Annotated in this window: 22 protein-coding genes; 16 read left to right on the top strand and 6 right to left on the bottom strand. The window is 37.3% G+C overall.

Translation table 11 applies throughout. From position 1 onward, the window contains the following. The first annotated feature begins 1 nt into the window (after position 1). The gene (locus tag KBP46_RS02805) at positions 2-1,519 is read left to right on the top strand and encodes a TSUP family transporter (protein ID WP_216444559.1); all 1,518 of its coding nucleotides are present in this window, start codon (positions 2-4) and stop codon (positions 1,517-1,519) included. Positions 1,520-2,034: 515 nt separating this feature from the next. Here the strand turns inward: KBP46_RS02805 and KBP46_RS02800 are convergent. Both KBP46_RS02800 and KBP46_RS02795 read right to left on the bottom strand, forming a co-directional pair. Beyond that, on the bottom strand, positions 2,035-2,424 hold the full coding sequence (locus tag KBP46_RS02800; RefSeq protein ID WP_123279784.1) for a DoxX family protein: 390 nt from the start codon (positions 2,422-2,424) through the stop codon (positions 2,035-2,037). 117 nt (positions 2,425-2,541) lie between these two features. Next, positions 2,542-3,522, bottom strand: coding sequence for a polysaccharide deacetylase family protein (locus KBP46_RS02795; RefSeq protein ID WP_216444558.1), 981 nt, complete (start codon positions 3,520-3,522; stop codon positions 2,542-2,544). A 90-nt stretch (positions 3,523-3,612) separates the two neighbouring features. Here KBP46_RS02795 and KBP46_RS02790 point away from each other — a divergent pair, with 90 nt between their 5' ends. The 3 genes from KBP46_RS02790 to KBP46_RS02780 are packed head-to-tail and all read left to right on the top strand — an operon-like array spanning position 3,613 to position 5,225. Further along, positions 3,613-4,458 carry an AraC family transcriptional regulator gene (locus tag KBP46_RS02790; RefSeq protein WP_216444557.1) on the top strand — a complete coding sequence of 282 codons (846 nt, stop codon included), beginning with the start codon at positions 3,613-3,615 and terminating at the stop codon, positions 4,456-4,458. Positions 4,459-4,517: 59 nt separating this feature from the next. Then, positions 4,518-4,979 (top strand): NUDIX domain-containing protein, encoded by a 462-nt coding sequence (locus KBP46_RS02785; RefSeq protein ID WP_062669422.1) that lies wholly within the window; start codon positions 4,518-4,520, stop codon positions 4,977-4,979. 18 nt (positions 4,980-4,997) lie between these two features. Further along, the gene (locus tag KBP46_RS02780) at positions 4,998-5,225 is read left to right on the top strand and encodes a hypothetical protein (RefSeq protein ID WP_062669420.1); all 228 of its coding nucleotides are present in this window, start codon (positions 4,998-5,000) and stop codon (positions 5,223-5,225) included. Between the two features lie 62 nt (positions 5,226-5,287). Here KBP46_RS02780 and KBP46_RS02775 read toward each other — a convergent pair whose 3' ends face one another. Further along, entirely contained in the window at positions 5,288-5,779 is a 492-nt protein-coding gene (locus KBP46_RS02775; RefSeq protein ID WP_062669418.1) for a hypothetical protein, read from the bottom strand. A gap of 163 nt (positions 5,780-5,942) precedes the next feature. Here KBP46_RS02775 and KBP46_RS02770 point away from each other — a divergent pair, with 163 nt between their 5' ends. The 3 genes from KBP46_RS02770 (at position 5,943) to KBP46_RS02760 (ending at position 8,029) form a co-directional block, all read left to right on the top strand. Continuing rightward, positions 5,943-6,542 (top strand): hypothetical protein, encoded by a 600-nt coding sequence (locus KBP46_RS02770; protein ID WP_216444556.1) that lies wholly within the window; start codon positions 5,943-5,945, stop codon positions 6,540-6,542. Continuing rightward, positions 6,539-7,201, top strand: a complete 663-nt coding sequence (locus tag KBP46_RS02765) for a hypothetical protein (RefSeq protein ID WP_216444555.1) — start codon at positions 6,539-6,541, stop codon at positions 7,199-7,201. Before KBP46_RS02770 ends, KBP46_RS02765 begins: the two co-directional genes overlap by 4 nt. A gap of 342 nt (positions 7,202-7,543) precedes the next feature. Next, positions 7,544-8,029 carry a hypothetical protein gene (locus KBP46_RS02760; RefSeq protein WP_034697952.1) on the top strand — a complete coding sequence of 162 codons (486 nt, stop codon included), beginning with the start codon at positions 7,544-7,546 and terminating at the stop codon, positions 8,027-8,029. Positions 8,030-8,094: 65 nt separating this feature from the next. On the opposite strand, the gene KBP46_RS02755 is transcribed toward KBP46_RS02760, so the two are convergent. Further along, positions 8,095-8,484: a Fur family transcriptional regulator gene (locus tag KBP46_RS02755; RefSeq protein WP_216444554.1), complete on the bottom strand. Its 390-nt coding sequence runs from the start codon at positions 8,482-8,484 to the stop codon at positions 8,095-8,097. 86 nt (positions 8,485-8,570) lie between these two features. Here KBP46_RS02755 and KBP46_RS02750 point away from each other — a divergent pair, with 86 nt between their 5' ends. The 3 genes from KBP46_RS02750 (at position 8,571) to KBP46_RS02740 (ending at position 11,588) form a co-directional block, all read left to right on the top strand. Next, positions 8,571-8,909, top strand: a complete 339-nt coding sequence (locus KBP46_RS02750) for a MerC domain-containing protein (RefSeq protein ID WP_216444553.1) — start codon at positions 8,571-8,573, stop codon at positions 8,907-8,909. A 3-nt stretch (positions 8,910-8,912) separates the two neighbouring features. Further along, positions 8,913-10,115, top strand: a complete 1,203-nt coding sequence (locus KBP46_RS02745; RefSeq protein WP_216444552.1) for a GTP-binding protein — start codon at positions 8,913-8,915, stop codon at positions 10,113-10,115. A 78-nt stretch (positions 10,116-10,193) separates the two neighbouring features. Then, positions 10,194-11,588, top strand: a complete 1,395-nt coding sequence (locus tag KBP46_RS02740; protein ID WP_216444551.1) for an alkaline phosphatase — start codon at positions 10,194-10,196, stop codon at positions 11,586-11,588. Positions 11,589-11,765: 177 nt separating this feature from the next. On the opposite strand, the gene KBP46_RS02735 is transcribed toward KBP46_RS02740, so the two are convergent. Beyond that, the gene (locus KBP46_RS02735; protein WP_216444550.1) at positions 11,766-12,587 is read right to left on the bottom strand and encodes an anti-sigma factor; all 822 of its coding nucleotides are present in this window, start codon (positions 12,585-12,587) and stop codon (positions 11,766-11,768) included. A gap of 1 nt (position 12,588) precedes the next feature. Then, a complete protein-coding gene (locus KBP46_RS02730; RefSeq protein WP_228432501.1) occupies positions 12,589-13,158 on the bottom strand; it encodes an RNA polymerase sigma factor in 570 nt (189 codons plus the stop codon). Between the two features lie 252 nt (positions 13,159-13,410). Here KBP46_RS02730 and KBP46_RS02725 point away from each other — a divergent pair, with 252 nt between their 5' ends. From KBP46_RS02725 to KBP46_RS02705, 6 genes are all read left to right on the top strand, one after another. Continuing rightward, the gene (locus KBP46_RS02725; protein WP_062669404.1) at positions 13,411-13,980 is read left to right on the top strand and encodes a fasciclin domain-containing protein; all 570 of its coding nucleotides are present in this window, start codon (positions 13,411-13,413) and stop codon (positions 13,978-13,980) included. A 79-nt stretch (positions 13,981-14,059) separates the two neighbouring features. Continuing rightward, positions 14,060-14,770, top strand: coding sequence for a ferritin-like domain-containing protein (locus KBP46_RS02720; RefSeq protein WP_062669402.1), 711 nt, complete (start codon positions 14,060-14,062; stop codon positions 14,768-14,770). Positions 14,771-14,794: 24 nt separating this feature from the next. Further along, positions 14,795-15,610, top strand: coding sequence for a ferritin-like domain-containing protein (locus KBP46_RS02715; protein ID WP_062669400.1), 816 nt, complete (start codon positions 14,795-14,797; stop codon positions 15,608-15,610). 388 nt (positions 15,611-15,998) lie between these two features. Then, the gene (locus tag KBP46_RS23440) at positions 15,999-17,084 is read left to right on the top strand and encodes a PAS domain S-box protein (protein WP_253297169.1); all 1,086 of its coding nucleotides are present in this window, start codon (positions 15,999-16,001) and stop codon (positions 17,082-17,084) included. Next, positions 17,081-19,906, top strand: coding sequence for a PAS domain-containing hybrid sensor histidine kinase/response regulator (locus KBP46_RS02710; protein WP_253297168.1), 2,826 nt, complete (start codon positions 17,081-17,083; stop codon positions 19,904-19,906). Before KBP46_RS23440 ends, KBP46_RS02710 begins: the two co-directional genes overlap by 4 nt. Positions 19,907-19,919: 13 nt before the next feature. Beyond that, on the top strand, positions 19,920-20,276 hold the full coding sequence (locus KBP46_RS02705) for a response regulator transcription factor (RefSeq protein WP_062669396.1): 357 nt from the start codon (positions 19,920-19,922) through the stop codon (positions 20,274-20,276). Positions 20,277-20,280: the final 4 nt, after the last annotated feature.

The following is a 20,280-nucleotide window of genomic DNA, read 5'->3' as shown; positions in this document are numbered from 1 at the left end:
GATGAGTAATTCTTTATATCCCATATTTTTAAAACTTGAAAACCTTTCGCTGCTGATTATTGGCGGCGGCAAGGTTGCCCTTGAAAAGCTGGAATCTGTTCTGGGCAATTCACCGGAAACATCCATCAAACTGGTAGCCAAAGAAATCATTCCGGAGGTCAGAACTTTACAAAACCAGTTTTCCAATATAACACTTCATGAGAGAGCATATCATGACCACGATTTTAACGGTACTGATCTGGCCATTATTGCGGTAAATGATGTTGAACTGGCCGGTGAAATCAGAGAAAAAGCCCAGCAAAAAAGTGTACTGGTCAATATTGCGGATAAACCTGATCTTTGTGATTTTTATTTAGGATCCATTGTTAAAAAGGGAAGTCTTAAAATAGCTATTTCCACCAACGGAAAATCTCCAACCATCGCTAAAAGATTAAGAGAAACCTTTACCGAAGTGATTCCTGACGAAATGGATCATGTATTGGACAATATGCAGCATATCCGTAATCAACTGACAGGCGATTTCAATTATAAAGTAAAAGAACTTAATAAGATTACAACAGAATATCTGTCCGACGGAAAAGCTGCTGCAAAACCGGATATGGAAATTCAAAAGCTGATCAGTATCACCAAAACAGCCCAGAGAAAAGCCAATATTTATCTGGGCATCATAGGTGTTTTACTTCTTTTCGGGTTATTTGGCCTTGTCGTGTATCAGTTTAATTTATCTGATGATATTCAGCATTTTCTGAATAAAGATGACCATATTTTTTACTGGATGCTGTTTGCGGGCTTTATGGCAGAAATTGTCGCCGGATCTATGGGAATGGGCTACGGAGTGATATGTACTACAATTCTTTTATTACTGAATGTTCCGCCGCCGGTTGTAAGTGCCAGCATCCACTCTGCGGAATCGTTTACCACAGCGGCCGGGAGTTTCAGTCATTATAAATTGGGAAATGTGAATAAAAAAATGGTCTGGGTGCTGTTTCCATTGGCTATTGTGGGTTCTGTTATCGGAGCTTTAACACTGTCTCATTATGGTGAACATTATGCTCACATCGTAAAACCAATTATTGCCTGCTACACGCTCTATCTTGGAATTAATATCTTAAACAATGCATTTAAAGATAAAAAAACCGGACAAGCGAAAGCCAAACGCAGAACCAATCTCAGAATATTAGGATTGGCAGGCGGCTTCATAGATTCTTTTGCCGGCGGCGGCTGGGGACCTTTGGTAACCGGAACGCTGATCAAAGAGGGAAGGATTCCCCGATATGTAGTGGGAAGTTCCACTGTTGCAAAGTTTTTACTAACCATTACCAGTGCCATTACCTTTATTTTTACCATAGGTATCCACCACTGGAATATTGTTTTGGGGCTTTTGCTGGGAGGTGTTTTTACGGCTCCGTTTTCTGCGATGCTTACGGCAAAACTTCCCACAAAGAAAATGTTTGTGGTGGTAGGAATGGTGGTTATTGCCATGAGCCTTATTACGATAACAAAATCGATCTTCTCATAAGAACAAATATAAAAACAGAAAAAAAGTATTAAACGCAGAGATTTTAATGTTTACTTTATTTTGAGGCATCAGGGGAAAAATTAATGATGCAGTGTATTGACACTACCATTACTCATTTTTAGTAAAAATCTGAAACCATTAAAACTTTGCGTTTTTTATAAGCACTTTTTATTTTACAGATTGCTGTTCTTTTTTGATCTGCTCAATTCCTGCCTGTAACAAGTTACATTAAATTCCGGGAATCTCCTTCTGAATTTTGAATCATCAAACAGGTTATCATATTGATATCTGGAAAGCAATTCCTGTAATTCTTTTGCATTTTTATTGAATAAAGATCCGATTGAAAAGGCGAGCTTTAACTATAACAACAGAGTAACTGAATCTAAGGAAGTTGTAACATAATCTCACATCATGAAAAAAACCGGGAAAGTAAAGGCAAAAGTTTCCGAATAATCTCTTTCTTCTTTATCCTTTTACTTCCTTAATTTTCCCAGTTGTACCAGCTTTTGCTTTTATCATTTCCTGTCCAATGCCAGGTAATTATCCTCAATTCTGCTGACCAGAATGTAGAACAAACCTGCATAAATCATCTGAATTCCCATTGCTTCCCAGTTTTCAACAGTACTGCTTCCAAAAAGGAGCAGGATAATGAGAGAAGCTCCGGCCATCGCCGCAATTCGGGTTTTAAAACCAATGATCAGCAGAAGGCCGATTGTAAATTCGAGAAAGGGGAGAGTGACACCAAACAGATGTACCAATGGCTGCGGAAGCCAGCTTGTTTCAAAACCCTTCACCATTCCTGATGCAAAGTCCTGCAATTTAACGAGACGAACCAATCCGTGTCCCAAAAAGTTGATTCCCATCGATACACGAAGGAAAAAATAGGCTGTTTTTGTATTGTTCATAAAGGTATTTTTTTTAGCATGGAAGCGGGATGCTGGAAGATATAAATCTGTTGGGATTCACTTTTACGGTGTTTTTCAATTATCTCTAATTTGTTTTTACAGACTTCGATAACTTCCTTACTTATTAAACGTTTCTTCGCTTTTGTCAACCGGAGTATCCGGATCGTTCATCACCATTTTGGCAATATCATCTTTTCTCATAAAAACGACTCCCTGTTTTTGTTGTGTATATTGGATAAATTCCTCCATGGCATGTACCATTGCAGGAGTTCCACCTATTCTGTCATGAAAACTGATACTCATCATTCTCCTTTTGGAAGCTCCTTCTTCATACAACCGGTCAAATTCAAATTTCAGCTGGGCCAAAAACTGCTCCGGGCTCCAGTGTTTCCCTTCAATATTGACAATATCATTGTTACGAAGCGTATAAGGAACGACTACAAAGTTTTTTCCTTTTACTTTAGTTATAAAAGGTTCATCATGGCTTAGATCATCAATATGATACAGAAAACCCAGTTCCTGTAATACTTTAAGTGTATTCGGGCTTCTTCTCAACCAGTTGGCATTATAACCAACAGCTTTCTGCCCTGTAATTTTTTCAACAACATCCACACCTTTCTTTACGAAATTCAGTTCGTCAGCATAATTTTTATTCCACTGGTTATCCCAGGTAAAACCATGAGCGGCAATTTCATGACCTCCGTTTGCAATAGCTTTGGCAACTTCAGGATACTTTTCAGCAGCAGTTCCTACGACATGAGAGGTAACTTTAATGTCATATTTTTTCCATAAATCAAGCATACGGTAAATTCCTTCATTTCCTCCGTAGCGGTACCAGCTTTCTGCGGGAAGATCCGGCTGTCCCTTGGGAAGAGGAGTTCCACTGAAAGGACTTTCAGCGCCTTCCGGCTGTCCGCCGGTCTCAAACTGCATAGAAACGGAAATGACCAATTGAGCACCATTCGGCCAGTATTTTTTTGTTCGGGCCTGTTTTTCATGCTGTTGCTTTTTTTCTTTTGTATCTCTTTCATGATCAGAAAAGGACATCAGAACAATTGCAGAGGCAAGCAGCAATACTGATTGTTTTATATATTTCATTTTGAATGTATTGATAAGGCAAAATTCATCAATAATCCATTGGCATATATTGTAAAAATTAATGGTAAATTTGTAAAAATCCATTCTTCTATGAAACGAATCGTTAATTTCAGCTCTTTTAATGTTTTCAGTATTGAAAAGGAAAACTGGGATGTTGAATATCACAATCATAATTTTTATGAACTGATCATTATAGAAAACGGAAAAGGATTTCATCACCTCAACAGCATTACTTTCCCGTATAAAAAAGGGGATGTATTTCTACTCAGACCAAGTGACGGCCATGAATTTTCAATTAAAAACAAAACGAAATTCATTTATATAAAATTCACAGAACAGTATATCTGGGAAAACTTACTGCCCAACAAAAACAATGAACTTAAAAAGGCTGTACAGCTCCTGATGGAAGATCATTCCTTCGTGTATGAATCAGCGATTAAGAGCAAAACAGACAGGGAACATCTTTTACAGCTTGCCCGGATTCTTCTGTATGAATTCAGCCATAAAAACACCTATAACAAAGAGATAACTACTGATCTGTTTTCGGGTATCATGACTATTCTTATCCGGAATACGATGCAAAATGCTACTGCAAAAAACCGGCTCACTCAAAATCTAAATAGAATTGAAAAGATACTGTATTATATCAATGTCAATGCTCTGGATGCTGAAAAAATGAAAATTGAGAACCTGGCTGAAGAATTTATGCTTTCTCCCAATTACATCAGCATTTATATTAAAAAACAGACAGGTTTCTCCATACAACAGCATATCATACAGCATAAGCTGAAGACTGCTGAAAAGCTTTTACTGCAAAGCCATTATAATATCAGTGAAATTGCCGACAGGCTGGGTTTCAATGATGCCAGCCACTTTAATAAAATATTCAAAACGTACAAACAAATGTCACCCTCTCAGTTTAAAAAGAAAGGCTGATCTTATTGATCATCTGATTATATTTTTTTTATATCTTTAATAATCAAATCTTTAAACCCATGAAAACAAGTTCCGGGATTCTGCTCTTTAAAAAAGAAAAAGACAGTCTGTATTACTTTCTGGTTCATCCCGGCGGCCCTTTCTGGAGAAATAAAGATTCTGGCGCATGGTCTATCCCCAAAGGAGAAATTCTTCCTGATGAAGATCCATTAGTGAGGGCATTAACGGAATTTAAAGAAGAAACAGGTAAAGCAGCAGAAGGCCAATTCATAGAATTATCACCCATCAGACAAAAAGGAGGAAAAACAGTTTATGCATGGGCCCTGGAAGGAGATATTGATACTTCAGGTCTTTACAGCAATAGCTTTCCATTAGAATGGCCACCCAAATCCGGCAAAATAATTGAAATTCCCGAAGTGGACCAATGGGAATGGTTTGCTTCAGAAGAAGCACAAAAACGGATCAATCCGGCACAGAAAGATCTCATCACAGAACTTGAAAGTATATTAAAAAATTACTAACACCTAACTACAAAAGCCATGAAAAAATTAAACAGAAAAACATTAAAAAACATGATCGGAGCCATTGGAATAGAGCTGAATCTTCCGCTTCCTGTAGGCGTTTGCCTTGGCAATTTGCTTTCCCTTTGTCCTCCTCACTCTCATTGCCGTGCAGATGAAAGGTGCTATCCTGATGCTGCAGGCCCCTGCATCAACGGGCTTTGTCCATCAGGCTACCACTGCCATTCGGGAGAATGTGTCAGATAGAACAAGAAAACAAAAAACCTTTATCAGTGCTGATAAAGGTTTTTATATAGTACAACTATTATTTATCGTTTTATCCCAATTGCTTTTAATGCACTGGATGTTAAAAAGATATCATCAAATACCGTCAGTGATTCTACATCATTGAAGCCTGTAGGGATCAGATCATTTTTATTAAAAGACAATTCGATAGAAGGGTCGTATGAAGCAATGATTCTCACTTTTGAGTATCCATTATAATCTACTTTAAATCCTTCAAACATGCAGTTCTGCTCGGCCTTCTGATACTCTGCATATTCTTCAAAACCTACAATATCCGTTCTTCTTCCATCGTTATGGTCAAGAGATTTCCATGCGGTATAATTTTTCGGTTCTTTCAGAATATTTCCTTTACGGTCTACAGGAACAAACATTCCAAGAGTTAAACGCTTCTTTAAGAAATTGGCATAATTATTCATCAGATTCAAAATCTGAAGATCGGCATATCCTTCGTGTGAATAATATTCCAGCACGAAAGTTGTCATCGGAATCAGCTTAAGAGAAGCATCAGTGGGCATAATGAGTTTTTACTTTTTTGGCCGATAAAAATAGTATTTTTATTTACGCTACCCAATGGAAACAGATGAATAGGATGGAATTTATACCCATTCTGAATAACAATAACTTTGGGACAAACTCTTATTTTTCATTATTTTTGAAACAATAACCATAGAAACCATTATGAACACCTCTGTAAAAGACGTGGAAACTTTTGCAGATATAAATTACAATATATTGAATAAGATACTATTGGCAGCCGGAATCATTCAATGCTGCTTTTACAATATCAAGGCTCAGAGTGCCGGAGCATGCCCGGCCTATACCTCCGAATGGGGTCACCTTTATCGTGAAAATGGAAAAAATAAGGACGTTTTGGGAATCTTTTCTACTGAAGCACCACTTTACCTCCTGGATTCTACCCAAACGCAATACAAAGTACAGGTAAGCAACGGTGATATTGGTTTTATAGACCGCCAGCCACTCCAAAAGTCTATGCGTGGGAAAAAATCAGCGGGTGAACCACTACAATATTTCTATAGAGGAAAAGAGGGATATCAATGTCCCCATTTTTATGTGCAGGGATCAGAATTACGTGTACGAAAAGGCCCTACAACGGAAAGTACGGCAACACGAAAATTGGCTTTAAACGAACTGATTTGCATTGATTATGTACCCCTGTATCAGGATGGCTGGGTATATATTGGCGACCATTTCCACGAAAATCCGGAATATATCCAGATGAAATACCTGGGAACAGAACTTACATACGACAAAATTTGAAAGATTATCTGGCTGCAAAAGGAAAGAACAAGGAAAAAGAACTGACTCAGGTTGGTAGATTGCGCGAAATTGCATGGCTGGAAGATAAAAATCTTAAACAAGCATTACTTTATTGGCAAGAATCTTATTCAGGCATAGAAAATCCAAAGATAGATATCGATTTTGAACTTCTTCTGGCGGATCAACTGGCAAAAAAACCAGAAACTGAAGCTTATGAAAAAAAGTTGAAAGCCTTAAATATGCATTTTGTGTGGAAAGAAACCCAGCTTTTTGACGGAAAAATCACTGATGCACAGATGAAACAGCTGGAAATGCAGAAGGTAAAAGACATTCCCAATACCCCTGAATGCGGCTGGGAACCTCAATATTTTTACAGAACATCTGATATGATTGTAGCCTTTGAAGAATATAAAGGAAAAGTTTCCGGAAGCATTTACAAAATGTCCTTCAACAATGGCGAAGCTGTGATTCTGGGAAATGAACGTATGGATTCTAATTATAATGAAAAGGATTTTGTTACCCGTTTTGGAGATCTGCTCTCAACACGCTGGATTTCTTCTCCGCACGAATATTACATTCAGAATGGAGATGCCGGGCTCTTTATTTTTACTTTTAAAGAGGGGAAGCTTTTCAGCTATGAATGCATGTATTATTGTTAAATGAATTGTTAATTATATTGATCAATAGAGGCGGGTTTTAACCCGCACATTTTATTATTTATTTTTCAAAGGTTTCAGCCTGAACTTAGCCAATATTAAGTTTTGGCTGAAGCCAATATATCTGTATTTAATTGTTAAAACGGGCTAAAGCCCGTTCCTATTGAATATTTACATTTGTCTCTGCTATAATACCACATTTATATATCAATAGAGGTGGGCTTTAGCCCGCCTATTTTATAAAGTATTCTTCCATTGGCTTTAGCCGAAACTTAAAATATTTTCTAACATAAGTGATTAAATTTTAAAGCCGTATCTTTACGTCACCAAACAAAATATTACAATATGTCATTTATAACACCTGAAGGAGCCAGGAAGGCTCAGCTATCCCTATCTGAAAGGGCACCCGTTGCTCATTCCATTCTCTCTGGGGAAGAGAATATTTCGAAATACAACAGTGGAGTATGTCATGATGTAGTTGCCTATGCATTGTATATGCGTGGTGCCAGGATAAGTCCTACTCAGCTTGCTGAATCTGCAGGACAAAAATGGTTAACCTTATTCAATTATCCGGCTGGAGAAAAATGGGACGGATACACACCCATTCCGGCAGGGAAGGCCATTGGTTTTTACAGGCTTATTGATAAAACATTCTTTCACTCAGCAATTACTACAGGAAACGGAAATGAAATCAGATCTGTGAACGGATTTTCATTAGGATCGGCATGGACAGTACCTGTGGATATGAAATGGGTATTGGGCAAAAAGAATTCTGACGGAACCTTCAATTATGATGGTACCAAGATAGAAGTCTATATTTCTTCTTTATAACAGAATTTATATTTCAGTACAACAAAAGGCAGATCAGCATATTCGCTTTTCTGCCTTTTTATTTTTTAAGCATCAGTACATTTCGGGCATATCCCGCTGATGATAAAATTATATTCGTGTGCGATGAAATGTTCCGGTAAACTGATTTCCGGAATAGCATTTTCAATGCACGTAACGGAATGGCATTCCTTACAGTTAAAATGAACATGATTATGAAAATGCTGTTCATGGGTACATTTTCCACTGCACTTTGCAAAATTCACTACACCATCAATATTGACGATCTTGTGTATCGCACCTTCGTTTTCAAGCCTTTCCAGAACCCTGTAGATGGTTACTCTGTTGCACAGATCTCCCAGTTTCTTCTGAATATCAGAATGGGTAAGGGCAACATCCGAACTATTAATAAGGTTTAAAATTTCAGTTTTGGCGTGAGTATTTCTGACCTGTTTCATATTTTAATGCAACAAAGTTGCGTTATTTAAATTTTTATTTCTACTTTTGCAACAAAGTTACGATAAGAAAATTAATCCATACTATTATGAAATCAAAAATTCTTGATGCTGTAGGAATCTCCGCTGCTGTTTTATGCCTGATTCATTGTATTGTCTTTCCACTGCTATTAATTGTTCCATTGGGAATCTCTCATAATCCTTATATTGATCTGGTTTTCCTTTTCATAGGAGCCGTTGTGGTATTCAGAATAACAAAAAAAATGGAAAACCGGTGGCTGAAGTTTCTGTTCTGGATATCATTAAGCCTTATTTTCATTTCTATATTGACAGATTTTCTGTTTGAAGTTCATCTTCCTCTGATCTATATCGGAGCTATCGGTTTGATTACAGGTCATATCATCAATTTTAAAAATCATAAACATTAAATCATGACTAAAAAACTTCCTGTAACAGTACTCAGCGGCTTTCTGGGAGCTGGAAAAACGACACTACTGAATCATATTCTTCACAATAAACAAGGATTAAAAGTAGCTGTAATAGTGAACGATATGAGCGAAATTAATATTGATGCCCGCCTGGTTGAAAATCAAAATACCCTTTCAAGAACAGAAGAAAAGCTTGTTGAAATGAGTAATGGGTGCATTTGCTGTACACTTCGTGAAGATCTTATGGTAGAGGTAGAACGTTTGGCGAATGAAAACCGTTTTGATTATCTCCTTATTGAAAGTACAGGTATCAGTGAACCTATTCCTGTTGCTCAAACCTTTACTTATATTGATGAAGAGAGTGGAATAGATCTGTCCCGTTTCAGTTATGTTGATACAATGGTAACGGTGGTAGATTGTTTTAATTTCATGAAAGATTTTGGCTCTAATGAAATGTTGCTGGACCGCGATCTTACTGATATGGAGGGCGACTACAGAACGATTGTTAATCTTCTGACCGACCAGATTGAATTTGCCAATGTGATTATTTTGAACAAAACAGATCTTATCAATACTGAAACACTTGGCTTTTTAAAAGCAGCAATCCGAAAACTGAATCCCGACGCAGATCTTTTACACGCTGAGTTTGGAAAAATTGATCCTCAAAAGATTTTGAATACACAGCTTTTTGATTTCGAAAAAGCACAGTCATCCGCTGGCTGGCAAAAAGAGTTACAATCCGGTCATCACACACCGGAAACTGAAGAATATGGAATAAGTTCACTTGTTTTTAGAGATAGAAAGCCCTTTCATCCCATAAGGCTTTGGGAATATCTGAATCATCATTATCCGGAAGGAACCATAAGAGCTAAAGGGTTGTTCTGGTTAGCTTCAAGACCTGATGATGCATTGAATTTTTCTCAGGCAGGAGGTTCATTCAGGCTTGAAAAAGCAGGAGTTTGGTGGAGTAGTATGCCTATGAATCATAGGGTTCAGTATTCTTCATTTTCAGATAATCAGAAGTTTATAGAAAGCAGATGGGATAAAAACTGGGGCGACAGAATCAATGAACTGGTGTTTATCGGGCAGAATCTGGATAAAGATCAAATGTTATCAGACCTTCAACATTGTCTTATTAATGAAAGGGAAAAGGAACTATTTGACAAAAAACAAAGTTTTGAAGATCCGTTTCCAAAGAACATTTAAAATTAACTTTTAATTAATGCAACAATGTTACGATAAAAATTTAAATACAATAACTTACAGCATTATTTCAAAAACAATATGGACAGAAGAAAATTTCTAAAAGGATCTGCATTACTTTCAGGGTTATTGACCTTATCACCATCTGATTTATGGAGCTTCGGGAAAAATACAGAACTGCACCAGAAAGGAAAAGCGAAGAATATCATTTTCATGGTAAGTGACGGGATGAGCCTGGGAACACTTTCAATGGCACACTTGTATTCACGGAACATTTTAGGAAAAGGAAGTAACTGGCTTAATCTGTATCATGATAAAAAGGTGACCCGTGCTTTGATGGACACCGCTTCTGCAAGTTCTGTTGTCACAGATTCTGCTGCCGCAAGTTCAGCCTTTGGAGGAGGGATCAGAGTGAAAAACGGAGTTTTAAACATCGGAGCTAACGGAGAGAAACATCTTCCGATATGGCAGCAATATAAAAAAGCAGGAAAAAAAGCAGGCTGCGTGACTACGGTAACCATTACTCATGCGACTCCAGCCGGATTCTGTATAAATTCTTCCAAAAGAAATGCTGAACCTCAAATTGCAGAAATGTATGCAGAGCTGGAATTCGATGTGCTGTTAGGAGGCGGAGACGAGTTTTTCAATCCCTCCAAAAGAGAAGACAAAAAAGACCTCTATTCTGTTTACAGTAAAAAAGGGTACCGAATTCTAAAAACACAAAGCGATCTGAAAGAAATCAAAAGAGGAGAAAAATTATTAGGAATCTTCAGTACAGGAGCATTACCGTATACCATTGACAGAACGCACCTTACTGAGTACAAAAATACACCGACTCTTGCTGAAATGGCCAATACTGCTATTCATCAGATGAAAGATCATCCTGAAGGTTTTGTCCTTCAGATCGAGGCCGGAAAAGTAGACTGGTCTGCCCATGCCAATGACGTAGCGGCACTCATCCATGATCAGCTGGCATTTGATGAAGCGGTGAAAACGGTAATGGATTTTGCCGAAAAAGACGGAAATACTTTAGTCATCATCACTACAGACCATGGAAACGCTAATCCGGGCACTATTTACGGAGCGGATACAACCAGGCAATTTAACAGCATTTCCGATTACAAATACACCAATGAATACATTCTCAACAGGATTCACAAAGATTATTCGGTAAAAGATATTAAAGACTGGATTTATGAAGGTAACAAAATCACATTGACCGATGATGAAGCCAAGCATCTGCTAAGTTTTTACAACGGACTTGAAAAAGAAGAAGGGCTTTATAATTATAAGAAACTGCCTTTTAAATTGTATTCAGAAATTCAGAAAAGCAGGAATTCTGTGGGGTGGATCAGCATGGATCATTCCGGAGATTATGTGGAAGTAGCGGCTTATGGTCCTGGAAACGAGCTTTTACAGCCGTTTATTAAAAATACAGACCTTCATGATCTAATGCTGAAGGCCTGTCTGGTATAGACATTCATATTTTTTCATATTTAATTATTTGGGAGATACGAGGCGGATTGATTGTGTCCGCCTTGTTTTTTTATGCAAAAAAGACTTCCATAAAAATTAAAGGATAAGTTTTTCACTTATTTCACATTAAGTATTCTGTCAAATGATCCTGTTTTATATAAATGAAATGGGTGAAACTTAAATTCCACCCATTACAAACATATTTTCCATTGTAGGGACTTTGCTTCCGCCTTCTTTTTCAAGAGTAATCGCAAAAGCCTGGGCTTTTGGTATATTGGCCAAGGCAATCCTACTGTCTTTATCTTCAGTGTACATTCCTGCATTTACCGGTTTTCCATCTTCTATAGCCCAAAGCTGATATTGCATTCCTTCGGGAGCTTTAGGAAGTTTTTCAGCATTCAGGTAAACTTCTTTTGTTTTCTTATCCCAGAAAACCATTGCTTTGGCTTCTGTGTGTTTTTCTACACCTTTCAGCATAACCATCTGCATATCGGGATTAGAGAACATATCAAGCTTCTGATTCATCTTCTCCATCGTCTGATCCTGACGTTTTTTATCTGCTATCAGTAATGATATTTCTTTCTTACTGGCAGATTGGCTGTTCATCCAGAATAAATTTCCGGCAACACTTACAAGAAACAATGCCGAAGCCGCCACTGCATAAGTTCTCCAGGGAGTCGTAGTTTGAGTTCTCTCCTGTTGAGTGATTTCCCTGTGAGTTTTTACATCAGTGATATCTGTTGAAAGAGTAGGAGTTACTTCTTCAACAATCTGTTCCTGCTGAATTTTATTCCAGATCTTAGATTTCAAATCACCTGGAGGTGTTACAGCCTGAGCTGTAGCAAGTTGTTCCAAAATTTTCTGTGCTTCTTCAAAAGCCGCTTTCACTTCAGCATTATTCTTCATCACACACTCCAAAATCCCTGCTTCCTCGGGAGAAGCATGACCTAGAATATAAGATTCTATAATTCCGGATGATATGTATTCTTTAGTGTTCAATTTATTGGTAATCTTTTAGCAAATCTTTTAATTTCATCAGTGCATTCCGCATTTTCGTTTTTACCGTTCCCAGCGGTATCTTCAGTTTTTCAGATATTTCATGTTGGGTATATCCCTGATAATAAGCAAGATTTATAAGCTCCTGCTTGTCTGCTTCCAGACCTTCCAGCACGTTATTAAATCCGATATAATCAGAAGAATTATTGGTAGTTGAAAGCTCTGCAGTATTATATACGAAATCAGGAAGTGATTGGTTTTTAAGCTCATTCTGGAATCCTTTAGACTTTAGATAGTCGATAGCCGTATTCCGGGCTATATTGATCATCCATGTATAAAACCGTCCTTTGGAGGAGTCGTACTGATGAATGGAGTTCCATATTTTGACAAAAACATCCTGAATAACTTCTTCGGTATATTCTTTAGACTGAACGATTCGAAGAATGATTCCGTATAACGCACCCGAATAGTGGTCATACAGATAATGAAAACCGTTTTCGTTTTTTTCTCTTAATAAAACGATAAGTTCCTCTTCAGAATAGGTTGTTTTAATAATATTTATTTTTCTGTTCAAATGTAATAAAATAAAACATATGGGCAACAAAATTCAACACATCTTTTATTTCGTACATGTTTTCCTGAAAATTATTAAAAAATATTCAATACAAAAATCGTATTTCATGAGTTGATTTTATTTTTCTTTAAAAATAATATACTACAAATCAGACAGTTATAATTTATTTGTTTTTTTTTCAATCTAAAATAAAACCATCCTCGTAAATGACTTTAAAAACACATTCAATATAATTAACTAAAAATCAACACAATGAACACACATTCAAAAATCACAGTTTTAGCAATGGTAGTTTTATCATTTGCTTTCAGCGGAAAGGTAACTGCACAAACGATGAAAGAAAAAACAGTAATGGTAGGAGGTGCTCCTATGTATCCTTCCAAAAACATTATTGAAAATGCGGTCAACTCCAAGGATCATAAAACTCTTGTAGCTGCTGTAAAAGCTGCCGGTCTGGTAGAGACATTACAGGGAGCAGGACCTTTTACCGTATTGGCACCTACAGATGCTGCCTTTGCAAAACTACCAAAAGGGACAGTAGAAAATCTTGTAAAACCTGAAAACAAAGCCACACTTACTTCTATCTTAACCTATCATGTTCTTCCAGGAAGATACAGTGCTAAAGAAATTTGGGCAGCCGTAAAAGCAGGAAACGGAAAAAGTATGATGAAAACTGTACAGGGTGAAAACCTTACTTTCTGGACAAAAGGTAAAGATCTTTACATAAAAGATGCAAAAGGAAACAGTGCCAAAGTAACAATTGCTGATGTGAACCAATCTAATGGAGTGATTCATGTAATAGATACTGTATTGATGCCGTAATAAATTCTAAGATTTCAGACAGCATATCCAATATGCTGTTTTTGTTTCTTTTATATCTAACACTAAAAAAATTAATAGTATGAAAAAAGTAATTCAGGTTTCTAATCAGGGTGCCACCCTTAATACCAGCAGAAGAAACTTTTTAAAATTAGGTGGAGTAGGATTAGCCATCGCAGGCCTTACCATTATCGGATGTAATGACGATGATGACTTCCAGATTATAGAAGAATCCAAGTATGATCTTGGAACAGGAGATGTAGGTGTACTCAATTATGCCTATGCCTTAGAACAGCTTGAAGCCGATTTTTACACGAAAGTGGTCAACAATTTTTATACGGGGATTTCCAGTATTGAAAAAGAGGTTTTTACAGATCTCTATCATCACGAGGTGATTCACCGTGATTTCTTCAAAGTTGCGATTAGCGGTGCTACAGATCATGTGCTCCCTAAGCTTGAATTCCAGTATCCTAATGTGAATTTTAATGACAGAAATTCAGTATTGGCTACCGCAAAAGCATTGGAAGATACCGGCGTAGCAGCTTACAATGGAGCAGGAAAATACATTTCCAATCCTGCCTATCTTGTGATTGCAGGTAAAATAGTTTCTGTGGAAGCCAGACATGCCTCTGCCATCAGAAATCTAATCAATCCCGGATCTGCAGATTTTTCGGGAGACGATGTGATAGATGCCAATGGACTTGATCTCGCCAAAGAGCCAAAAGACATTGTAATGGCTGCCGGAACATTTATCAAAACACCTTTTACCTGGAAAGAAAGAGGAATCAACTAATCATTCACCTTAAAAACTCACATTATGAATATTCTTAGATTACTGGATAAGCTTTCTGATGATAAATTTTTCACTTCAGAAGCTTCAAGACTGGAAACCATCACGAATATTTCTTTATTCGGAAAAAAAGCAGCTACAGCAGCTGTGCCTCTTGGATTAGGAGCGATGATGGCTACTCCAGCCAAAGCAGAAGCTCCAAAAACAGGGTTAACAGGTATGGCTTTAAAAAGTACACTCACAGATGCTTTACAACTGGCATTGGTACTGGAATATCTGGAAAATGAGTACTACAGCATAGGATTATCAACACCAGGATTAATCCCTAATGGAGACAGAACCGTTTTCATGCAGATTTCAAAACATGAATCCGCCCATGTAAGCTTCCTGAAAAGCACACTGACTTCTTTAGGAACAACTCCCGGAAATAAGCCTACGTTCGATTTTACAGCAGGCGGAAATTTCATGCCTTTTACAGATTATAACCAATTTCTTATCCTTGCTCAGGCCTTTGAAGATACCGGAGTAAGAGCTTATAAAGGACAGGCAGGAAATGTGATGTCCAACAAAGTAGTGCTTCAGGCAGCATTACAGATTCATTCCGTTGAAGCAAGACATGCTTCACAAGTAAGAAGAATGAGAGCTAACAAAGGGTGGATTGAGCTTGCTAACGGTGGAAGTATGCCTTCAGCCACCAATCCTGTGTATGCAGGAGAAGACAATACCAATCAGGCAGGCTACAATACAGCAACTCTATTTGGGGCTGCGGCAGGTTCTGCAGCTTATGATGAAATTTTAAGTGGCAGCGATGCACAGGCTATTGCTTCATTGTTCATAGTTTAGTTGTGATTTGGATGATGATAAGTGGTGAGTCCATTTCCGAATTTTCCGGGAATGGACTTTTTTTGTAATAATGAATGTTCTCCCTTCAAAAATATTCACATTTAAAGTGTATTATACAACAGATTTTACGATCAGACAAGGTACTTTTATCCTCATAATAGATGGTACTTCTTTACTTAAAACTTTTGCCGGCAAATTTTAAATAAATACACATATAGCTTTATTATAAAATTTACTGTAACGGAATACGAAATAATTTCGTAATTTGGTTTACTTATTAAAATAATAATTTAAAGCACTTAAAAATATTTAAAATATAAACTTTAATGCCTTGATTATCATTTTTTAATAATCAAAAAAGAAAAGTCTCTAATTGTTGACATAATATATGAAGAAATATCCAATTCCTGCGAATGAAGAAGGGAGAATGAAGAAACTGGAGTATTTTGATCTTTTGAACCTTGAAAAAGATCCCCAGTTAGACATTTTTGCAGAAACAGCATGTCTGGTGACAGACTGTCCTGCAGCGCTTATTGCTATGATGGAAAGCGAAACCCAGACCATTCAGAGTTGCGTGGGAATGGCTCTTGATTTTGTAGACAGAAAAAATACAGTCTGCCAATATTCAATAGCAAGTGGAGAAATTCTGGTCATCAATGATACATTATTGGATGAAAGATCATCAGAAAATCCACTTATTCTGGCGGGTGGAATCCGGTTTTATGCAGGAGTTCCGTTGATTGACGATGAAGGTTTTGTATTGGGGACAATCTGCGTTATCGACTATAAACCTAAAACCATCACAAAAGACCAGATATCTACTCTGAAAAAAATAGGAGACGCAATCACAAAAATTCTGACGGGTAAAAGGAAAAATATTCAGGCTGAATATTTTCAACAGACTTTTACCATTTCCAATAACCTGATCTGTGTTCTGGATAAAGACTTTTCACTGAAAGAGAGTAATCCGGCTTTTGAAAAGACTTTTCAAATGGATAAAGGTCAGATTCTCGGCCAGAATTTTCTTGATCTGATAGGGAATCATAATTCTCAGCTCCAATTACTTTCCAAAAACCTTCCCAATACGGATGAAGAAGTAACATTTACAACTTCAACAAAAATAGATGATACCCAAACGATCATTATTGAATGGTCTTTAAAGCTCAATCAAAATCATTCAGAGATTTTTTGTTTTGGAATTAATATCACCCAACGCATCGAAGAAAAGCTTAAACTTGAAAGCTCTGAACGCCGCTTCAGAAGCTTCTTTGAAAACGCTATAGGCTTGATGAGTATGCATGATATGGAAGGAAATATCATTGCGGTCAACGAAAAAGGAAGAGAAACCCTTCAATATTCTGCTGAAGAGGTAGAAATGTTAAATTTAAAAGATCTTGTTCCTAAAAAAACTGGCCTCTTCTGGAGCAATATCTCGAAAGAATTAATAAGAACCATGAAGATTTCGGGACTATGATCCTGAAAGCAAAAGGAGGTGAGGAAATGATCTGGATGTACCATAATCTTGTGGAAATCAACAAAGAAGGAAAACCTTATGTGGTGAGCACTGCACTGAATGTTACGGAAAGAGTAAGTTTGGAAAAAGATCTTGTTCATACCAAAAAGATGTTGGAACAAACCAGTGCTGTTGCCCAGGTGGGAGGATGGGAAGTCAACCTGAAAAACAACACGGTTTTTTGGTCGCAGTCCACCCGGGAAATTCATAAAATAGATAAAAATTTTCAGCCTGATTTTGAAAATGCACTGGGTTTTTACAGTGAAAAAAGCCGCGAAAAGCTGGAATCCTTATTCGAAAAGGCTGTAAAAGAAGGCGTTCCCTACGATGAAGAATTACAGCTAATACAAAATGACGGCGTGATGATCTGGGTAAGGGTAAAAGGTATACCGGAATTTGAAGATGGAGTATGTACGAGAGTCTACGGAATCATTCAGAATATTGATACCTTCAAAAATATCTACCTTGAACTGGCCAGAAAAGAAGCTATGCTGCAGTCTTTTGTAAAATACGTACCTTCTACAGTAGCCATGTTTGATAAAGATCTCAATTATGTTTCCGTAAGCAGAAGCTGGAAAGATGAGTTTCAGATGAATGATATCAGGCTTATTGGAGAGAACATGTTTAAAATCTCACCCAATGTACCGGATGAGAGATTAAAAATATATCTGGATGCACTGGCAGGAAAGGCCTATAAAAATGAAGACATGGCCATAGAAGTTCCGGGTAAAGGAATCATTCAGCATTACAGTGTAGAAGTGACACCATGGTATCTTTCCAATAATGTTATAGGAGGAATTATTGTTTCTGCACAGAATATTACACCCTCCGTAAGAATCAATAGTGAACTGAAAAATGCCAAGAAAATGGCAGATATTGCCAGCAAAGCAAAGTCTGAATTCTTAGCCAATATGAGCCATGAAATCCGGACTCCGCTGAATGGTGTTATTGGCTTTTCCGACCTTCTTTTAAAAACGCCGTTGAATGATATACAGACTCAATACCTCAATTACATCAATGAATCAGGGGAGAATTTATTGAATATCATCAACGATATTCTTGATTTCTCCAAGGTAGAATCCGGAAAAATGGATCTTATCATTGAAAAATCCAATATTTATGACATGGTAAGCCAGGTGATCAATGTAATCCTTTACCAGTCACAGAAAAAAAATATAGAATTACTCCTCAATATAGAACAGGGACTTCCTGAGACCATCTGGCTGGATGAATCAAGGTTGAAACAAATTTTGATTAACCTTCTTGGAAATGCCGTGAAATTTACAGCACAGGGAGAAATAGAGCTTAAAGTAGAAAAACTGAATCTGGACAGCAAGAATATCAAACTTAGATTTTCTGTAAGAGATACCGGAATTGGTATTCCTAAGGAAAAGCAACACCATATTTTCAATGCCTTTACGCAGGAAAACAGCTCTATCAGTAAAACGTATGGAGGAACGGGTCTCGGATTGACCATTTCCAATAATATTCTGAAATATATGGGAAGTAAACTATCATTGGTGAGCGAACCCCAAAAAGGATCTGTTTTCTATTTTGATATCGAAGTTCCTTATGAACTATCTGATCGTCATGATGATGAAGATCTGAAAATAAACAAGGTACTTATTGTAGATGATAATGAAGCCAACAGAATTATCATTCAACACATGCTTGCTTATAAAAATATAGATTCAAAGCTTGCAGCCAATGGAATGGAAGCTCTTCAGATATTACTTGCAGGAGAGCGTTTTGATGTTATTCTGATGGACTACCATATGCCTATTATTTCCGGACTGGAAACGATAGAAAAAATCAAAGAACTGTTCAGCAAACAAAATGAATCTTCTCCTTTGATTATTCTCCACACGTCTTCCGAGGAACATGATGTGATCAATTCTTTCCGTCAGGAAAACAATTCATTCTTCCTGCTGAAACCTATCAAGTCTGAAGAACTCTATAAAACATTGAGACGAGCTGTAAAAAATACTGAAAAAGAGGTAACCAGCATTCCACAACCGGAAACAGAAACCTCCATACTGATGCAGGCACCGCAGGTTTTACTGGTAGATGACAACCCTGTCAATATGGTTCTTAACCACAAAATGATGCGTTCATTGATTCCGGATGCAGAGCTTACAGAAGCTACGGATGGACTTCAGGCGGTTTTGCAGTGTAAAGAAAAGGTATTCAATATCATTTTAATGGATGTTCAGATGCCGGTAATGGATGGCATTGAAGCTACCAAACAAATCCGCTTACTCCCGGAATATTCCAATGTTCCGATTATTGGAGTAACAGCAGGGAATGTGCTTGGAGAGAAAGAAAAGTGCCTGGATTCCGGGATGAATGATTTCCTGCCTAAACCTTTAAGACAGGCAGATCTGCTGGAAATGCTTAAAAAGTATATCATTAACGAAAATAATAGCCCTGCTGAAGATGCTTCCCATCAGGAAAATTACCTCGATATAAATATCCTGAATGAACAGATAGGCGATGATGATGAGGATTTCAGAAAAATATTCCTAAATCTTGTAGTAGATCAGCTTACTCAGGCTGAAGAGAATATCAAAAAAAGCACAGCAGAAAAAGACAGTGCCAATCTGAAACTGATTCTTCACAAGCTTAAAGGAACAGCAGGAACAGCAGGATTGATAAAACTTACAGAACGTACTGCCAGCTGGGAAAATAAAGCAGATCCTGACATGGATTTTATCTCCATGGAAGAAGAAATTATCCGGGAGATAACAACAGGATTACAATTAATTAAAAATCTAATACAATAAAAAAACTAAAATTATGCTGATTCTAATCGCCGAAGACGACGAACTGATTCTAAAAACGATTGAACACAAATTACTAAAAGAAGGACATGAAGTGATCCTGACCAGAAACGGGAAAGACGCTATTGAAACCCTTAAAACCAAAGATGTAGATCTGGCCATCACAGATATTATGATGCCGTTTGCCTCAGGAATTGAAATACTTTCGGCTATTAAAACAATGGGCAAGCAGATACCGGTGATCATGCTTTCCAGTATGGGGCAGGAAGAAGTAGTACTGAATGCCTTTGACCTCGGAGCTGTTGATTTTATTGTGAAACCATTCAGTCCCAATGAATTAACATTAAGAATAAAAAGATTTTCTTTAAAATAAACTA

Origin of the sequence: Chryseobacterium sp. PCH239 (genome assembly GCF_018924625.1) — a bacterium.
Classification (GTDB): domain Bacteria; phylum Bacteroidota; class Bacteroidia; order Flavobacteriales; family Weeksellaceae; genus Chryseobacterium; species Chryseobacterium cucumeris.
Note: the sequence above shows the minus strand (reverse complement) of the source record. Positions and strands in the feature narration are given on the sequence as shown.